Here is a 19,035-nt window from a genome sequence, read left to right as displayed (position 1 = left end):
TTGACAAATCATATTTATTACTAATGAAAAAATTAAAATCTATCATTGTCCTGTTTTTTTTATTTTTAGGACTATCTAATTTTGCTCAACAAGGACCATCTCAAGCTGTTAGCAAAGTTAAAGTTACTGGTAAAGTTGTAGATAAGGTAAGTAATCAACCCTTAGAATACACAACTGTTACTTTAAAAAACTTATCAAATCAAAAGGCAACCACTGGTGGAATGACTGATAACAAAGGAGAATTTGATATTGATGTTGTTCCAGGAACATATGACATTACCGTTGAGTTTATATCATTTAAGCCATTAGAAATAAAAGGTAAAAAAATATCTGAAAAATCTTCATTAGGCACAATTGCACTAATTGAAGACGCTTCACAATTAAATGAAGTTGTAGTTCGTGCCGAAAAATCATCTGTCGAAATTAAACTTGACAAGAAAGTATATAATGTAGGCCAGGATATGATGGTCAAAGGAGGAACTGTTAGCGATGTGCTAGACAATGTTCCGTCTGTTTCTGTTGATACTGAAGGAAATGTAAGTTTAAGAGGAAGCGATAATATCCGAATCCTAATTGATGGAAGACCTTCGACTGCTATAAATATTGCCGAAGCTTTAAGACAACTTCCTGCTGATGCTATTGACAAAGTAGAAGTTATTACTAATCCATCATCAAGATATGATGCTGAAGGAGGTTCTGGATTAATCAATATCATTCTCAAAAAAGGAAAAAATCAAGGATTTAACGGAACATTTATCGCATCTGGTGGAATTCCTGAAACTTATGGTTTAAGTGCAAACTTAAATTACAAAACCGAAAAACTAAACTATTTCACAACATTAGGATACAACAATAGAACAACCGAAGGTGCTGGAAAAACCAACTCTGAATACTTTAACGAAGATGGTTCTACCAAAAATTTCTTATACGAAGATCGTGATACTGAGAGAACTCGAGAGTCATTCAATGGAAGAGCTGGAATTGAATGGACAATTACCCCAAATACATTTTGGACAAATACTATCAATTATGAAACTAATTCTGGGAAAGAAAAAGATTTAATTAATTATCAAAATTACGATGCATCTCATATTTTCACAGGAACTACATACCGTTTAAATTCTGGAGATACTGGTGAAGAAAACTTTTCTTATTCCTCAAATTTAATAAAAAACTTTAACGACGAAGGACACAAACTTACTGTTGATGCTTCTATTTCTAGAAACACTGACAATGACGACAACATCATAACAGGTTCGGATAATTTCAACAATTCATTGAACGATCAAGTACAAAAACAAATACAGTTGCAAGCTGATTATGTACTACCAATAGGTGAAGGAAGTCAATTTGAAGCTGGATACAAAGGAAGTTTTGGTGACTTAGATAACGAATATTATATTCTTGATGAACAAGGTATAAAAATTGATAATTTATCCAACACTTTAGAATATAAAGAAAACATCAATGCTCTTTATGCACAATATGGGTTCAAGAAAAATAAATTCTCTTATTTATTTGGTTTGCGTTGGGAAGACACTAATATTGAAGTAAACTTACTAGACACTAATGATTTCAATACTAAAAAGTACAATAACTTTTTCCCTAGTGCATTCATTAGTTATGAAATTTCGGACCAAAGTAATTTTACAACAAGTTATAGCAAACGTTTATCGAGACCAAGAGGACGTTTTATGAATCCAGCTGTAAACTATTCCAGTAACGTTAATATTTTTCAAGGAAATCCTGATTTGGATCCATCAATGACCAATAAATTTGACGTCGGATATATCAAACGCTGGGATAAATTAACATTCAATACTTCGGCTTATTTTGAAGATACTAAAGACGTTTTTAGTTTTGTACGATCTCCCACTGGTGATGAAGTAAATGGAATTCCTGTTATCAAAAGTTCACCTATCAATTTAGGAAAAGAACAAAAATTTGGTTTCGAATTCACTTTCAATTACACTCCATTCAAAATTTGGAGAATCAATAGTAATTTCAATTTATACAATGTAAAAACCACTGGTGAACACAGTTATACAGACAACAATGGTGATTTAGTTGTACAAAATCTTGATAACCAAGCCAACAATTGGTTTGCAAGAATCAACTCGAAACTAACCTTACCATTTAAAATCGATTGGCAGTTAAATGCAACTTATAATGGAGGTCAAAAAACAGCACAAGGACGCAACCTTGACCAATTTGGTATGAATACCGCATTTAGCAAAGATGTAATGAAAGATAAAGGAACAATTGCTTTTAACATTAGTGATATTTTCAATTCTAGAGTAATGAGATCCTATACCGAACTTGATTACCAAACATCTTACAGCGAATTTCAATGGAGAAAACGCCAATTTAATCTATCTTTCACTTACCGTTTTAACAAACCTAAAAATGAAAAAGAGAAAAATGGTGTACCAAGAAATGATGGTGGAAATGATGGTGGAGGAGAATTTCCTGGATAATCTTCCTAAGAGACATAAAAAAAAGGATTCGCAATGCGAATCCTTTTTTATTTTAAAGTAAAAAAAAGACTAAGCTTCTTCTTCTTTTTGTTTTGCTCTCTTTTCTTTATATGCTTCCCAAGATGCACCTCCTACCCAGTAAGACACGAAACCTACTAAGAAAAACATTAACCAAAATCCCATAGTAAGGATGGTTAAGAAAAGTAAAAAGCCTAAATACTGTTGAAATTCAAACATGTTTTCCGGAATTTTTGAATGTTGCGACAAATATAAGTTTTAAATCGTTTCAGACCAATAAAATCAATAAAAATAGAACTCATTTATTTTATATTTTTTAAACTTCCTTTCTAATTTAAATAAAAAAAATTTTAAACAATTTTAGTCTTTCAATTTATAAGTAATCAAAATGATTGTTTTGCTACTTAAAAAAGGATTTAAAACTAATTCATCAGACAATATTTGTAAAAATTTCACGCATTAATTTAAATACTAAAAAACCAAAACAGCTATCAATATCACAAACTATCAAATACTTTTATAGATTCTATTAGAAAATTATCATTATTCAAAACAAAAACCACACATATTACAAATTTTAATAATTATATTTGTTTGACTATAAACAATAATCTCATGGAAGAATGTATCTCAGTTTTTGATATGTTAAAAATTGGCGTTGGTCCATCTAGTTCTCACACTTTTGGTCCATGGCGAGCCGCTGAACGATTTGTAAATGAATTAAAAAGTGAATTCGACATTACCTCTGTTACTAGAATAAAAATTGATTTGTACGGCTCTCTTTCATTAACTGGCAAAGGGCATGCAACTGATTTAGCTATCATGCTTGGACTAAGTGGTCAAGATCCAGAATACATCCCAATTGAAAATATTGACAGCATCATCAAATCAATAAAAAGCAAAAATGAAATTCATCTAGACAACCAAATTCTTATTCCTTTTGATCCCAATCAAGACATTGTTTTCAACAAAAACTTTCTTCCTTTTCATTCCAATGGAATGACTTTTACAGCTTATTTCGCTACTAATAAACTGTACAGCAATACCTATTACTCCATTGGTGGAGGCTTTGTTGTTACCGAAGAAAGAACCAATGCACACATAAAAGAATCAATCAAATGTGCCTTTCCTTTTATGATTGATAATGCTGATGATTTATTACGTTTTGCAACTTTGGAAAACAAAAAAATTTCCGAGATCGTTTATGAAAATGAAAAATCAATGCGCTCTGAAGCAGAAATATATCGAGAATTAATGCGTATTTGGGAAACCATGTTAGAATGCATGTATATCGGCTGTCACTCTGAAGGGGTTTTACCAGGAGGATTAAATGTACGCCGTCGCGCATTTGATTTACATCAAAATCTAATTGGCTTATCCAATTACGCCAATCCTCAGGAATGGTTAGAAGAAATAAGAAAAACCGAAGTTAAATTTCGTCAAATTTTAAAATGGGTAAGCTGTTTTGCCTTGGCGGTAAACGAGGTAAATGCCGCATTAGGAAGAGTTGTTACTGCTCCTACAAATGGTAGTGCTGGAGTTATACCTGCTGTTTTAATGTATTATTTAGTCATCGAAAATCATCAAGCTGGTGAAAACGAAATTAGACAATTCCTTATGGTTGCTGGAGAAATAGGCAGTTTATTCAAACAAGGTTCTACCATTTCGGCAGCAATGGGAGGTTGTCAGGCTGAAATTGGGGTTTCCTCTTCGATGGCTGCAGCCGCACTATGTGAAGTAATGGGTGGCACACCAGCACAGGTGGTAATGGCCGCCGAAATAGCAATGGAGCATCATTTAGGACTTACTTGTGATCCTATAGGCGGACTGGTTCAAATTCCTTGTATCGAAAGAAATACAATGGGAGCTATAAAGGCTATAAATGCAGCCGAATTAGCATTGGCTTCTGACGCTAAAAATGCAAAAGTTTCTTTAAACAAAGTAATCGACACTATGTGGCAAACTGCCAAAGACATGAACTCAAAATACAAGGAAACCTCAGAGGGTGGTTTAGCTGTTGCGGTAAACATGGCAGATTGCTAGCTAAAAGTTTTATCAAGACAAGAAAAGTCTAGCTTTTACACTAGACTTTTGCTAGAAATTAGTAATAAAATCAATTAAACCAATTATTTTTCAAGAAAATTATTTCTCATTTTATCAGTATTTACTCTAAGAGTTTGAGTAAGGAAATCGTCAATAGTTCCGTATTTACTTTCGATATCATTTATAAAAGTAGTAATGTACTCTTCTTTCACACCCAATAACGGAATCAATTTCTCTCCTACTCCAGCTCCATATTTCGAATTGATATAATTAATCGTTTGTTCATTGCTTGTTGCCAAATAAGTATTAGATTTCATAAAATCTTCAATAATTATATCTTTATCCACACCTAATGAAAAAAGTACTAAAGCTGTGGTCATACCAGCTCTATCTTTTCCTGCTGTGCAATGCCAAAGTGTCGTTTGTCCCGATTCTAATAAGTCAAATATTTTTGTCCATTGTGCAATTTTAAAATCATCTATTGCATAAACGGGCATCATTACATCTTCGGCTTTCATTTCTCCAGAAATAATCAATCCCATAACGTCGGATGCATTTGTAGCACCGTTGCTTGAAGAACTGCTTTCATCCATCAAAGACAGATCATAATGAAGCGTTTTTTTGATTGCTACATCTGTTTTTTCTGAACGCTCAGAAGCTGTTCTTAAATCGATAATCTGATAAATATTTTTAGTAGCCAAATGCTCTAAATCAGCAGTTGTTAGTGCAGAAATTTCGCCTGAACGAAATAGTTTACGATACAAAACTCTTTTATTATCAGCTCCTACAAAACCACCTAGATCGCGCATATTATCTTCACCAACCAATTCTACATGATTTTCATCTGTTATGTAGGTTGCAGTTTCTTGATCATCACTGCATGAAAATGTTGCCAATCCTAACAAAGCAACACAAAAAAGATTTGGGAGTTTTTTTTTCATTTTAAAATTTATACTTTTTTTTAATTATAAAGACAAATATAAATCCACCCATGTTGCTCAAGTTTTAAGTAAAAATTGTTAAAACATTAAATATTTTAAACAAATATTAACTTAATGTAAGTTTTTTAGGAATTCAACAAAATCACATCCTAAATTAGAAACTGTATCTCCTTTAAAAACAACACTTTTTTATTACATTTACACTCTCAAAAAAAAAAAAAAAAACACCGCGTTTCGGAATTAAAATAACAATCAGATGTCTGCAATAAAAAAAGATTATAAAAAAGTTACCACCAAGTCCTTGATTGACATGAAATCAAATGGTGAAAAAATTTCTATGCTTACAGCTTATGACTTTACAATGGCTAAAATTGTGGATACCGCAGGAGTCGATGTAATTTTGGTAGGCGATTCGGCATCAAACGTAATGGCAGGACATGAAACTACTCTTCCTATCACCTTAGATCAAATGATATATCATGCTTCTTCAGTAGTTAGAGCGGTAGAAAGAGCATTGATTGTTGTTGATTTGCCATTTGGAAGTTACCAATCGGACTCAAAAGAAGCTTTGCGTTCTTCTATCAGAATTATGAAAGAAAGTGGCGCACATGCTGTAAAACTAGAAGGCGGAAAAGAAATCAAAGATTCAATCAAAAAAATATTGAATGCTGGTATTCCAGTAATGGGACATTTAGGATTAACTCCTCAGTCTATTTATAAATTTGGAACATACACTGTTCGTGCCAAAGAAGAACAAGAAGCTGAAAAATTAATTGAAGATGCTAAATTATTAGAACAATTGGGTTGTTTTGCATTGGTACTCGAAAAAATTCCTGCCGAATTAGCCGAAAAAGTAGCCAAAAGCATTTCGATTCCAGTAATAGGAATTGGAGCTGGTGGTGGTGTAGATGGCCAAGTATTAGTCATTCACGATATGTTGGGAATGAACAATGAATTTAGTCCTCGTTTCTTGAGACGCTACATGAATTTGTACGAAGGTATGACCACAGCAATTAGCCAGTATGTTAACGATGTTAAAACACTCGACTTCCCTAACGAAAAAGAGCAGTATTAGTTGTAAATTAAATAAAGATAAAAGATTTAAAGATTGTCGATTTTTCAATCTTTAAATCTTTTAATGTTTCAATCACAATATGAAAACAATCTCCAACAAAAACAATCTCCAAATTTTACACGAAGACAATCACCTAATTGTAATCAATAAACGTGTAGGTGATATTGTACAAGGGGACAAAACGGGCGACAAACCTTTAAGTGATGTTGTAAAAGAATACATTAAAGATAAATACAACAAGCCTGGCGATGTGTTTCTTGGAGTAGTTCATAGACTGGATAGACCTACAACTGGTATAGTAGTTTTTGCTCGTACCAGCAAAGCTTTGTCTCGCATGAATGAATTATTTAGCAATCGAGAAACTCAAAAAACCTATTGGGCAGTAGTTAAAAACAAGCCTGCAAAAACCGAAGACAAACTTGTACATTACATCAAAAGGAACGAAAAGAATAATACATCCAAAGCACATCTTAAAGAGGTTCCCGATAGTAAAATAGCTAGTTTAGACTATAAAATCATCAAAGAACTCAATAATTATTGCGCTCTAGAAATACAACTTCACACAGGAAGACACCATCAAATACGCGCCCAACTAGCAGCTATTGGATCACCAATCAAAGGAGATTTGAAATACGGATTTGACAGGAGTAATCCAGACGGGGGAATTCATCTTCATGCCAGAAAACTACTATTTACTCATCCTGTTTCTAAAGAAAACTTAACAATAGTTGCTCCAGTTCCAGATGATGTTATCTGGAAAGCCATTTAATTTATTGTCCGAAAAGTATTTTATTTTAATATTTAAATTTAACTTGCATAAGGATTTAAATCTTTTTTGCTATGAGTTACAAATTAAATATTAGTACCCGAAAAGAAGCTTTAATAAAATTAATGACCTCAATAGTCAAATATGAAAACGAGATTATTCAAGCATTGTATGAAGATTTTAAAAAACCAACTTTTGAGGCATTTGTTACCGAGACAAATTTTACAATTTCGGAATTAAAAGACACCATCAAAAACATAGAGAAATGGGCCAAAATTAAAAATGTTACTCCCTCAATTCTCAATTTCCCTTCGACTGATTTTATTATAAAAGAACCATACGGCAAAGTATTGATTATAGCTCCTTGGAACTATCCTTTTCAACTAGCCATGTGTCCCCTCATTGCTGCTGTTGCTGCAGGAAACCAAGTAACACTGAAACCCTCGGAACTTACACCTAAAACATCATCAATTATCCGTGAAATAATAGAAAAAACATTTCAACAACAACATGTAAAAGTTGTTGAAGGCGATGCTCAAATTTCTCAAAATTTATTAGCTCAACGTTGGGATTATATCTTTTTTACGGGAAGTGTAGCCGTTGGCAAAATTGTAGCAAAAGCAGCTGCTAAAAATCTCACTCCTGTAACTCTCGAATTGGGCGGAAAAAACCCTTGTATTATAGATGAAACTGCCGATTTAAAACTAGCAGCTAAAAGAATCGTTTGGGGAAAATTCCTCAATGCCGGACAAACCTGTATTGCTCCAGATTATATTTTGATCCAAGAAGAAATGAAAAGTCATTTTGTTGATTTTCTAAAAAAAGAAATCACAAAAGCTTACGGAAAAAAACCAAAAGACTCTCCTGATTTTGCGAGAATAATAAATGAAAAAAATTGGCACCGTTTAGTTAGTATGATCGAATCCGATAAAGTAATATTTGGAGGAGATACTGATGCTGAAGATTATTACATTTCACCAACTTTGATTGACGAAAACAATCTCAAAAGCGAGATAATGCAGGACGAAATTTTCGGGCCATTACTTCCTATAATAACATATAAAGAAGAAAATGAAATTACTAGAATAATCTCAACATATGAAAAACCATTAGCTTTATATGTTTTTACTGATGATAAAAAATTTGCCAAAAGAATGATTACAAATCACTCTTTTGGGGGCGGTTGTATAAACGATACAATCGCTCATTTTACCAACAAAAACCTCCCTTTTGGAGGTGTTGGACACAGCGGAATTGGGGCTTATCACGGCTCATTTAGCTTTGATACATTCTCGCATCATAAAGCTATTGTAAAAAAAGCAAATTGGCTAGATTTACCTTTTCGATATGCACCTTACAAAGACAAAATACAAAATTTAAAAAGTTTTCTTAAATGGTTGTAATCACTTTTAAGAATATCAAAAGAAAACATTTGAATCTTTAACACAAATAATCGATATAAAAATTAGTTTTCTCTTGTGTAAAATAACACCTCCAATATCTTGAACTCTCTGAATAATTCTTAATGTTTAACAAAACTTTTAATATTTTTATAAAGAAAAAATCAACAGTTGAAACATCAAATGCATTGTTTATCAGTCATTAATTATTTCAGAAAGAGAGAATTTCGCAAAAAAAATCTATTAGAATCGAAACAATTTTTCCCATCCCAAAATTAAACAACTCAAAATCAATAAATAGAATCACTATCAATCACTATAGTTTCAAGTTTAATCTTTTGTAAGTTAAAAAAAAATGTAGTTTTGTATATCGATATCGTGAAAGATGGTTTTGAAATATTCACAACAAAAAACATTTAGAAAACCAGAACTAAATCATCAGTAACAGCAAACTTTTTAACCAAACAACTTTATGAATCAAACTTTAGAAAAAGTAAAGAACATTGAAAAAAACGGCTACCAAATAGATTTTGGAAATGTGTTTGATCACGCATTTGAAAATTATAAAAAAATTGCATTGTATGCTGGATTAGTTCTAATCATCTTTTTTATTCTACTTGTCATACTTACTACCAGCACGTTAATTCCTTTTTTTGGATTAACAGAAATGAATACTGCATTATCATCAGAAAAATTGAAATTTGAAAACTTATCCGAATCAGAACTAATGTTACTAGGTGGTGTATCTATACTAACATCATGTATATTTAGTCCTTTTTTTACAGCATTCTTAAAAATGGCTCATCATGGCGATAGAGATCAAGAATTTAAAATTTCTAATTTATTTTCATACTACAAATCCCCTTATTTAAAAGAAATTGTCGTTTCAACGTTCTTAATTTCTACCTTTAACCTTACCATAGGTATCCTAATGACCTTTGCAAAACTTGATTTATCGGGTACATTTTTATCATATTTTATTTCATTTATAACCATATTAACAACCCCACTAATAATTTTTGGCCGTTTATCAGCAATAGACACCATAAAACACAGTATTCTAATTGTACTAAAACAACCAATTGTATTGTTAGGCTTAGTTGTGGTTTCTATAATTGGTGCATTGGTTGGATTTATTGGTTGTTGCATTGGTGTAGTCTTTACAATTCCGTTTGTGTATTCAATGAATTATGCCATTTATAGTGCTATTATCGGAATAGATAGTTCATTAGAAAATGAATTACAAGAAACAATACCTTAATAAATTTCAATAACATTACATTTATGTAGTCCCCCTTTAACTATGCAATTGTATTATAAAATTATATCGCTTTTCAACTTAGACTTTTCTTTTATAAGTTCAGTTTATATTGATTTGCCTTTATTTTTTTCGAAGAATTTACTCAATGTCGGAATCCCTAAAAAAAGCTTACTAATACTATTGTTATTTGTATTGCTACTTGCAATATTTCTATTGAATAAAAAAATAAAAACAATTCTAAATAGCATTGATAATCTGCCAACAAACGAATTAGACAAAAGAGAATACCAACTGTATTTATTGTACATAGGGCTATCGCTTCCGTTAATTGAAATTATTTATGAGTTATTCAATGTTAGACCCAAAAGTTTTTTATTTTACAACTTCACCATTGGATTTATTCTGCTTTTATCGTTCTTAATTAGCGAAAAATCGAAATATTTTTACAACAGAATTCAATCTATATTTATATTTCTATTTTGTATTTATGTAAGTATAACTGCGTATAACATCATTTTTCTAACGCATGATGCTATCCCTCCTATTTCCTTTCTTTTAGCATTATTCTTTTCTTACATCATCATAAAGCCAATAAAAAAATATTGGATTTTCTGTGGATGTGTTTTCATCTTTTTAGTTTCAATATTGTTATTAGAATTAGTTCCTATTGCCAAAGCATTAATTTTAATCAACTTTTCTGTTTTAGTATTTATAATAAACCACATCCGCCATATCACAATTCATAAGATTAAAGAAAAAATCCATTTTGCAAATGAGATTGTCAACAAAGGAAATTCGCTCACAATCGCTACCAATAAACATGGAGAAGTTATTTTTTGTAGTGAAACAATAAGCTCCATTTTAGGATATACTCCCGATGAAGTAATGGGATATGGATTTTGGGAGCTTACAGAAGATCCAGAATTCATTGGGATAAGCTATCATGACAACTTTATCGACAATCGTTTATATATTCGGAAATTAAAATGCAAAAACGGCGAATATAAATTCATACAATGGATAGATAAAAAGTTTTCTGAGAACTCAATAATTGGAATTGGCCAAGACATTACCAATGAGATAAATATTCGAAAACAATATGAAACCTTAATTCAAACCGCAGTCGATATCATTTTTGAAGCCGATTCAAGCGGGCAGTTTACATTTGTAAATGATTATGCCATAAAATCTCTAGGATATTCAAAAGAAGAACTACTTAACAAAGATTTTTCTACATTAATCAGAGCCGATTATATAACCAATACCATCAGTTTTTATCAAAACATTCTTGATATTGAAGAAAACTTTACCACGCTTGAGTTTCCAATAATCAAAAAAAATGGAGAAGAAATGTGGGTTTCTCAAAACGTTTTTGTACGAAGAAATAGTTTTGGCGAAATCGAAGGTTATTCTGGAATTGCCCGTGATATTACACATCTTAAAGATATTGAAAATGAAAATACCTTTAGACAAAACAAAATCGAAAAATACAGTAAAACCCTAAAAGATATTGCGGTTTTAAACCATTCTAACAATGATGATTTTGACCAAACCATCACTACAATTTTACAAATCACATCGGTAACACTTGGTGTTGACAGAGCTGGTTATTGGAAATATGATACTGATAAAATTATTTGCAAAAAACTATACCAAGACAAAACCAATTTGTTGAATAATGAAATAATATTTTACAAAAATGAAAATTCAAGCTACTTTGACAGAATAGAAAACAAGCTTCAAGTTGTTCTATCAGATATTCGATCTCATTCTACAAACAACAAAACCAACGATAATTATATTTACACCCATAATATATTTTCTACACTAGATACTCCCATATTTATTGATGGTGAATTGGAAGGCCTTCTCACTTTTGAATCAATCCATAAAATTAAAAATTGGGACAATGAAGACATCAATTTTGCAAAATCTATCTCCGATTTAATTGTAATTGCATTAACCTCACAAATGCGTTTAGAAATAGAACGCAAATTAGCTTACAAAAGCGAACTACTATTAGCTATTAATAAAAATACGAACCAATTTTTAATAGAAAAAAGTACAGAAAAACTAATTAGAGGAATAATTAATGAGTTAGGAAAAGTAACCAACTCCGAGCATATTTCTTTCTTTAAGAGAGACCCTGACAGTAACTTTTTTAGCCAAAAATGTATGTGGTCTAATAAATTACAAGATTTTACTGAGGTTTATCCCATTTTGCAAAATATTAGCTTTGCTGAATTTGAAAATAAATTAGAAAACCTTACTCCGCTACATTTCTTAGAAACCATCATAAAAAACATTCAAAACGAAACCGTAAAATTAGGGTTAAGTAAACTAAATCCAGAATCCTTATTATTTCTCCCTGTTTTTATAAAAAATAAATTTGATGGTTTTTTTGCATTTGACAACTCAACCTCGGAGCGAATTTGGAATCCAGACGAGATTTCAATTTTACAATTATTAGTGAAAAATATTTCTACTTCAATTGAACGCAACATAAATGAATCGATTATTGAAGAAAGCGAAGAACGATTCCGTTTATTAGCGAATAATATTCCAGGAACAGTTTATCTATCTAATTATGATGAAAAATACTCCAAAATTTATCTTAATGATGAAATTGAAAAACTAACTGGATATCAAAAATTAGACTTCTTAGACCACAAAATATTCCTAATCGACTTAATCTATCCAGAAGATTTAGAATATGTTTTACTAAAAAACAAAATTGCATTACAAAAGAAAAAACCATTACACGTTGTTTATAGAATGATCCATAAAAATGGTGCAATAATTTGGGTCGAAGAATTTGGAGATTCTATAATGAAAAACGGTAAAATTGCCTTCATGGAAGGTATCTTAATTGACATTACCGAAAAGAAAAAGAATGAATCTATTGTCAAGGAAAAAGAATTTGCCGAAGCTGCAAACCGTGCAAAATCAGAATTTCTTGCCAATATGAGCCATGAAATCAGAACTCCTTTGAATGGAATTATTGGTTATACAGATTTATTAATGAATTCACAGCTTGAAACAACCCAAAAGCAATATATGAATACCATTAATCAATCGGCTAATATATTATTAGAAGTTGTAAATGATATTCTCGATTTTTCAAAAATTGAATCTGGCAAATTAGAACTCAATATCGAAAAACATTCTATAACTGAAATTATTCAGCAAATAAAAGAGCTAGTAAATTATCAAGCTCATTCCAAAAACTTAGAAATAAACTACATTATTGATCAAGACGTTCCCAAATATATTTGGGTAGATTATATCCGTCTCAAACAAGTTCTTATCAATTTATTGACAAATGCAATCAAGTTTACTCATGTAGGTAAAATCGAACTTACAATTTCTGTTTTAGAAGAATTTAAAAACAAAAAAAGCTTGAGATTTTCGGTAAAAGATACAGGAATTGGAATCCGAAAAAGTAATCAAAAAATTATATTCCAAGCTTTTTCACAAGAAGACAGTTCGACCACCAAAAAATTTGGCGGTACTGGATTAGGACTTACAATCTCGAATCAGCTGTTAAGTCTTATGAATAGCAAATTGCAAATTGAAAGTCAATTTAATATTGGAAGTACTTTTTACTTTGATCTTAAATTAAAAAACAGCAATAAAACTAAATACGATAAATTAGTAGAAAATCTACAAATAATTCAAGAAAATCGTATATTAGAATTTGAGAAAGAGGAACCCAAAATATTAATAGTAGAGGATAACAAAATCAATATGCTTTTGACCAAAACATTGGTTAAACAAATTATTCCAAAGTCTATACTATTTGAAGCAATTGATGGTGAAAAAGCTTTGGAACAAGTAGAGCAAATCAATCCTGATATTATTTTTATGGATATCCAAATGCCGCTAGTTAATGGATACGAAGCTACCAAACAAATTAGAAACATAAAACAGTTAGAAGAAACCATTATAATTGCTCTTACTGCTGGAACCATAATGGGAGAACGTGAAAAATGTTTAGAAGTGGGTATGAATGATTATGTCCCAAAACCCATTGTAAAGAAAACGCTTGAAGATATTTTGATAAAATGGTTAAAACCCAAAAATATTATTTCATAAATATTTCATTTATAACCAACACCTATCAATATTAACAACCTATAATATTTAAAACTATGAAATGGATTGGAAGAAGACAAAGCGATAATGTAGATGACCGAAGAGGGATGTCTGGTGGAGGCAAAACCATTATTGGAGGCGGAATAATTGGAATTATTATTTTACTATTAAATACGTTTGGTGGAGAAAATGCTCAAATGATTACACCTGTATTAGAGCAATTCGATAATCAACAAACTACTCAAACAGAATCAAGAGCATTAACTCCAGAGGAAGTAAAAGAAGGCGAATTTGTAAAAACACTGTTAGCCGATAACGAAGATGTTTGGACAAAAATATTCCAGGAAAACAATCTAACTTTTGAAGCACCAAAACTTGTTCTTTTTAGTGGTCAAGTTCAAACAGCTTGTGGCGGGGCAAGTTCTGCTTCAGGCCCCTTTTATTGTCCAGGTGATAGAACAATTTATATGGATATGACCTTTTTTGATGAACTTAGAACCAAATTTGGAGCCGAAGGAGGAGATTTTGCAATAGCCTATGTAATGGCTCACGAGTTTGGCCACCATATCCAAACCTTATTAGGAACTTCGACCAAAGTACATCAATTACAACAAAGCAGAAGCGAAGTCGAAGGCAACAAACTTTCAGTCTCCTTAGAGTTACAAGCCGATTTTTATGCCGGTCTTTGGACACACTACAACGAAAAACAAAACCAAATGCTAGAACCTGGTGACATCGAAGAGGCCTTGAGTGCTGCAAATGCAGTTGGTGATGATGCCATTCAGAAAAAAATGCAAGGTCAAGTTGTACCTGATTCCTTTACTCATGGAACTTCTGAACAAAGAATGTATTGGTTTAATCGTGGTTTTGAGAGTGGCGATATTAGACAAGGAAATACTTTTTCGGAAATGAATTAAAATTTAAATCAACTGATGAACTCTCAAGTACAATCTTTCTTCGAAAAAAAACAAAAATGGCAGGACGAATTTAACCTGCTTAGAGAAATCATTAGTAAAAATGAATTTCTAAAAGAAGAATACAAATGGATGCATCCCTGCTATACATACAATGGAAAAAATATTGTACTTATTCACGGTTTCAAAGAATACTGTGCCTTGTTGTTTCATAAAGGTGCCTTACTCAATGATCCTGAAAACATCTTGATTCAGCAAACCGAAAATGTACAATCGGCTAGACAAATTCGTTTTACCAAAATTGAACAAATTATCGACTTAAAAGCGATTATTAAAGAATATATCAATAAAGCAATTGAAATTGAAAAATCAGGAAAAAAAGTTGAAATGAAAAAAGTCAACGATTATCTGGTTCCCGAAGAATTTCAAAAAGCATTAGACGAAAATATAACATTAAGCAAAGCCTTTTATTCTCTCACTCCTGGAAGACAAAAAGGATATTTGCACTTTTTCAACCAAGCCAAACAATCCAAAACCCGAATAGCAAGAATAGAAAAATACTACGACCATATTCTGGCCATAAAAGGAATTGATGATTAAATTATTTATGAAAAGCCTAAAATTCATCTTTCTTTTTACTATTCTAATCATCACAGCTTGCAATCGTGACACAAAAAAGAATTCAAAAAAAACTGTTCAAAAGGAAATTAAAAGAGAGACAACCGAATCAAGATTTCCTTTTTTAAAAGAAACATCAAAAATTGCATCCGAGTATTGTTTTACAAAAAAATTAAACACAGAATACTATTTTCTGATTGATTTAAAAAGACATTCTGGACTAAAGAGATTTTATATTTGGGATTTTAAAAAAGATACCATTATTAATTCCTTTTTAGTGAGTCATGGTTGTGCAGACAATCCTTGGGGAAGTGATTTATCAAAGGAAAATGCCAAAACCAGCAATATAGACGGTTCTCATGCTTCTTCAGTAGGAAAATATATAATTGGGAAAAGAGGTTACAGCAATTGGGGTATTCATGTCAATTATCTTTTACACGGAAAAGACAAAACCAACTTTAATGCACTACAACGGCAAATCGTACTCCATTCCTGGGAAGAAGTTGCTGACGAAGAAACCTATCCTATTGGCACGCCAGAAGGCTGGGGATGTCCTGCTGTCTCAAATTCGACTATGCATACCCTAGATGAAATACTAATCAAATCTAACAAAAATGTATTGCTGTGGATTGTTAAATAAATTTACCCCAGCCAACCTTCTCTATCTAAACTTCTGTACTGAATGGCTTCGGCAATATGACTTGAAACAACCTGAGGAGCCGAATCTAAATCGGCTATGGTTCGAGCGACTTTCAAAATTCGATCATAAGCACGAGCCGAGAGATTAAGTCTTTCCATTGCCGTTTTTAATAATTGCTTAGATTCCTCGTCAAGGGCGCAATATTCTCGAATATGCTTAGTATTCATTTGTGCGTTATAATGCACGTGTTCCATTTCTTCAAATCGTTTGGATTGAATTTCACGTGCCAATGTTACCCGTTTACGAATATCAACACTACTTTCGGCTTTACGATCATCGGATAATTTCTCAAACGGTACAGGTGTCACTTCGATATGAATATCAATTCGATCCAGCAAAGGCCCTGAAATTTTGCTCATATACCGTTGCATTTCGTGGGGAGATGAAGTTTGAGGCGCATCTGGATCATTAAAAAAACCACTTGGACTTGGGTTCATACTCGCTACTAACATAAAAGATGAAGGATACGTGACGGTAAATTTGGCTCTGGAAATTGTCACCTCCCGATCTTCTAATGGTTGACGCATTACTTCGAGTACATCTCTTTTAAATTCAGGTAATTCATCCAAAAATAGTACTCCATTGTGAGCCATTGAAATTTCACCTGGTTGAGGGTAACTCCCTCCTCCTACCAAAGCTACATTAGAAATTGTATGATGAGGACTACGAAAAGGTCTTTGATTCATTAATCCAACTTCTTTTAACTTTCCTGCTACGCTGTGAATTTTGGTTGTCTCTAGAGCTTCTCGCAAAGTCATTGGTGGCAAAATACTTGGTAATCTTTTGGCTAACATTGTTTTTCCTGCACCTGGAGGACCAATCAAAATGATGTTATGACCACCAGCAGCAGCTATTTCCATACAACGTTTGATGCTTTCCTGACCCCGAACATCACTAAAATCAAATTCGGGAAAATCTAATGTTTTATAAAACTCAGCTCTAGTATCTACAATTGTCGGAGCCAAAGTTCCTTTACCTTCCAGAAAGTCAATCACTTCCTTTACATTCGAAACACCATAAACATCAAGTCCAGAAACAATGGCAGCCTCATTTGCGTTTTCTAATGGCAAAAAGAAACCTTTAAAACCTTCTTCTTTGGCTTTTATAGCGATTGGCAAAGCGCCTCGAATGGGCTGTAAACTCCCATCTAGAGACAACTCACCCATTATGATATATTGTTCGTAGATTTCGGTTTTTATTTGTGAGGAAGCAACTAATATCCCGATTGCTAAAGTCAAATCATAAGCAGAACCTTCTTTACGCAAATCTGCAGGTGCCATATTGATAATGATTTTTTTACCAGGCAATTCGTAGCCATTATTTTTGAGTGCCGCAGCAATCCTATAACTACTTTCTTTGATTGCATTATCGGGTAATCCGACCAAATGATACCCTATTCCTTTGTCAATATTAACTTCAATTGTAATTGTCGTGGCTTCTACACCAAAAACGGCACTTCCGTAAACTTTGATTAGCATATAAATAGTTTTTCTAAATGTAAAAACTATTTTACAGTACTCAAAATAAAATTAATTAAATTCTTACTTATTAAAGATAAATCAAACCAATTTGGTTTTTTATTGCTTCAATGATTGATGCTAAATCTAAACTATTTTGATGCGACCAAAGTTCACTTTCTTTCTTATTATTCAATAAACAATCGCAACATTCCATTATTTCATACGTGTAGCCTTTTCCTAATGTTGGTTTCTCAAACAGTGTTTTATCTTCGCCTTGAATCAAGCTATAGGATTCGGTCATAAACCAAAGTGGAGAGGGTTGCAGAACAATTCTTCCTTTTGAACCACAAATCGTAGCATCCATATTCGAAGTGTATAAAAAACTAGAATGTAATACGGCTTGAGCATTATCATAATGCAATATTACAGAGGTTTGCGTATCGGCTCCTGTTGCATAAAAATTAGATTTTGCGATAATTTCTTTGGGTTTACCCAAAAACAAATAGGCCAAAAACAACGGATAAACACCAATATCCATCAAGGCACCTCCACCTAGTTTTATATCGGTCATTCGGGTATTATCTGGATTTTCGAATTTAATGGCAAAATCAGCGTTGATATATTGTATTGCTCCTATTTTTCCGTTTTGTACATGCTCCAACGCTTCTCTAACCGACGGATTAAAACGTGTCCAAAAGGCTTCCATAAAAAACACATTGTGCTTTTTGGCAGTGGTAATCATTTGCTCAACATCGGTATAATGCAAGGCTAATGGTTTTTCGCATAAAACGTTCTTACCGTTTTGCATGGCTTTTATACTGAGTTCGGCATGAGAATCATGGGGTGTTGCAATGTATAAAATTTCGACATTGGGATCTAGAAAAATTTCATCATACGAACCGTAAGCATTTGGGCATTGAAATTGATTAGCGAATTCCTGTGCTTTGCTTAAACTTCTGGAAGCTACGGCACAAATTTCGGCTGTATTGGTAAGCATTAATTCATTAGCAAATTGTTGTGCTATATTTCCCAAACCTACTATTCCCCATTTTATTTTTCTATTTTCCATTTACTCTATCTTAATTTTTATTAGTTCACAAACACATGATTACTTTCAAATGTAATACTATTTTTTTGCAAAAATTTAAAATTCGTTAGTACTGAATGCTAAATAAACTCCGTTAAGGTGATAGTGGGGTTGTGTAAGGGATAGCAGCAAGTTACCGAAGTAACGCGAATAGCCCGACCGCATCCCGATAAAAGGGCG

General features: G+C 32.3%; 14 protein-coding genes. 10 read left to right on the top strand and 4 right to left on the bottom strand.

Translation table 11 applies throughout. The features are described 5' to 3' along the window. The first annotated feature begins 23 nt into the window (after nucleotides 1–23). Complete coding sequence (locus tag ABEB18_RS00500) at nucleotides 24–2,477, top strand: TonB-dependent receptor domain-containing protein (RefSeq protein ID WP_348797041.1); 2,454 nt, start codon at nucleotides 24–26, stop codon at nucleotides 2,475–2,477. Between the two features lie 69 nt (nucleotides 2,478–2,546). Here the strand turns inward: ABEB18_RS00500 and ABEB18_RS00495 are convergent, their stop codons facing one another. Then, nucleotides 2,547–2,714 carry a hypothetical protein gene (locus tag ABEB18_RS00495; protein ID WP_348797040.1) on the bottom strand — a complete coding sequence of 56 codons (168 nt, stop codon included), beginning with the start codon at nucleotides 2,712–2,714 and terminating at the stop codon, nucleotides 2,547–2,549. Nucleotides 2,715–3,110: 396 nt separating this feature from the next. Here ABEB18_RS00495 and ABEB18_RS00490 point away from each other — a divergent pair, with 396 nt between their 5' ends. Further along, the gene (locus ABEB18_RS00490) at nucleotides 3,111–4,538 is read left to right on the top strand and encodes an L-serine ammonia-lyase (RefSeq protein ID WP_348797039.1); all 1,428 of its coding nucleotides are present in this window, start codon (nucleotides 3,111–3,113) and stop codon (nucleotides 4,536–4,538) included. Nucleotides 4,539–4,621: 83 nt separating this feature from the next. Here the strand turns inward: ABEB18_RS00490 and ABEB18_RS00485 are convergent, their stop codons facing one another. After that, nucleotides 4,622–5,479 (bottom strand): tyrosine-protein phosphatase, encoded by an 858-nt coding sequence (locus tag ABEB18_RS00485; RefSeq protein ID WP_348797038.1) that lies wholly within the window; start codon nucleotides 5,477–5,479, stop codon nucleotides 4,622–4,624. A 256-nt stretch (nucleotides 5,480–5,735) separates the two neighbouring features. Here ABEB18_RS00485 and panB point away from each other — a divergent pair, with 256 nt between their 5' ends. The 8 genes from panB to ABEB18_RS00445 all read left to right on the top strand — a co-directional run bounded on the left by panB (nucleotide 5,736) and on the right by ABEB18_RS00445 (nucleotide 16,248). Further along, nucleotides 5,736–6,554, top strand: coding sequence for a 3-methyl-2-oxobutanoate hydroxymethyltransferase (gene panB, locus ABEB18_RS00480; protein WP_348797037.1), 819 nt, complete (start codon nucleotides 5,736–5,738; stop codon nucleotides 6,552–6,554). Nucleotides 6,555–6,633: 79 nt separating this feature from the next. Further along, on the top strand, nucleotides 6,634–7,323 hold the full coding sequence (locus ABEB18_RS00475) for an RluA family pseudouridine synthase (RefSeq protein ID WP_348797036.1): 690 nt from the start codon (nucleotides 6,634–6,636) through the stop codon (nucleotides 7,321–7,323). A gap of 71 nt (nucleotides 7,324–7,394) precedes the next feature. After that, complete coding sequence (locus ABEB18_RS00470) at nucleotides 7,395–8,723, top strand: aldehyde dehydrogenase (protein WP_348797035.1); 1,329 nt, start codon at nucleotides 7,395–7,397, stop codon at nucleotides 8,721–8,723. Nucleotides 8,724–9,192: 469 nt separating this feature from the next. After that, the gene (locus tag ABEB18_RS00465) at nucleotides 9,193–9,981 is read left to right on the top strand and encodes a hypothetical protein (protein WP_348797034.1); all 789 of its coding nucleotides are present in this window, start codon (nucleotides 9,193–9,195) and stop codon (nucleotides 9,979–9,981) included. A gap of 213 nt (nucleotides 9,982–10,194) precedes the next feature. Beyond that, nucleotides 10,195–14,076 (top strand): PAS domain S-box protein, encoded by a 3,882-nt coding sequence (locus ABEB18_RS00460; protein WP_348797033.1) that lies wholly within the window; start codon nucleotides 10,195–10,197, stop codon nucleotides 14,074–14,076. Nucleotides 14,077–14,132: 56 nt separating this feature from the next. Next, nucleotides 14,133–14,993: a KPN_02809 family neutral zinc metallopeptidase gene (gene ypfJ, locus ABEB18_RS00455; protein WP_348797032.1), complete on the top strand. Its 861-nt coding sequence runs from the start codon at nucleotides 14,133–14,135 to the stop codon at nucleotides 14,991–14,993. A 15-nt stretch (nucleotides 14,994–15,008) separates the two neighbouring features. After that, a complete protein-coding gene (locus tag ABEB18_RS00450) occupies nucleotides 15,009–15,590 on the top strand; it encodes a YdeI/OmpD-associated family protein (protein ID WP_348797031.1) in 582 nt (193 codons plus the stop codon). Next, nucleotides 15,583–16,248, top strand: coding sequence for a murein L,D-transpeptidase catalytic domain-containing protein (locus ABEB18_RS00445; protein WP_348797030.1), 666 nt, complete (start codon nucleotides 15,583–15,585; stop codon nucleotides 16,246–16,248). Before ABEB18_RS00450 ends, ABEB18_RS00445 begins: the two co-directional genes overlap by 8 nt. A 2-nt stretch (nucleotides 16,249–16,250) precedes the next feature. Here ABEB18_RS00445 and ABEB18_RS00440 read toward each other — a convergent pair whose 3' ends face one another. Beyond that, nucleotides 16,251–17,786, bottom strand: coding sequence for a YifB family Mg chelatase-like AAA ATPase (locus ABEB18_RS00440; RefSeq protein WP_348797029.1), 1,536 nt, complete (start codon nucleotides 17,784–17,786; stop codon nucleotides 16,251–16,253). Between the two features lie 70 nt (nucleotides 17,787–17,856). Beyond that, a complete protein-coding gene (locus ABEB18_RS00435) occupies nucleotides 17,857–18,837 on the bottom strand; it encodes a Gfo/Idh/MocA family protein (RefSeq protein WP_348797028.1) in 981 nt (326 codons plus the stop codon). Between the last annotated feature and the right edge of the window lie 198 nt (nucleotides 18,838–19,035).

It is taken from the genome of Flavobacterium adhaerens (assembly GCF_040045115.1).
GTDB lineage: Bacteria > Bacteroidota > Bacteroidia > Flavobacteriales > Flavobacteriaceae > Flavobacterium > Flavobacterium adhaerens.
This window is presented reverse-complemented; position numbering and strand designations above follow the sequence as displayed.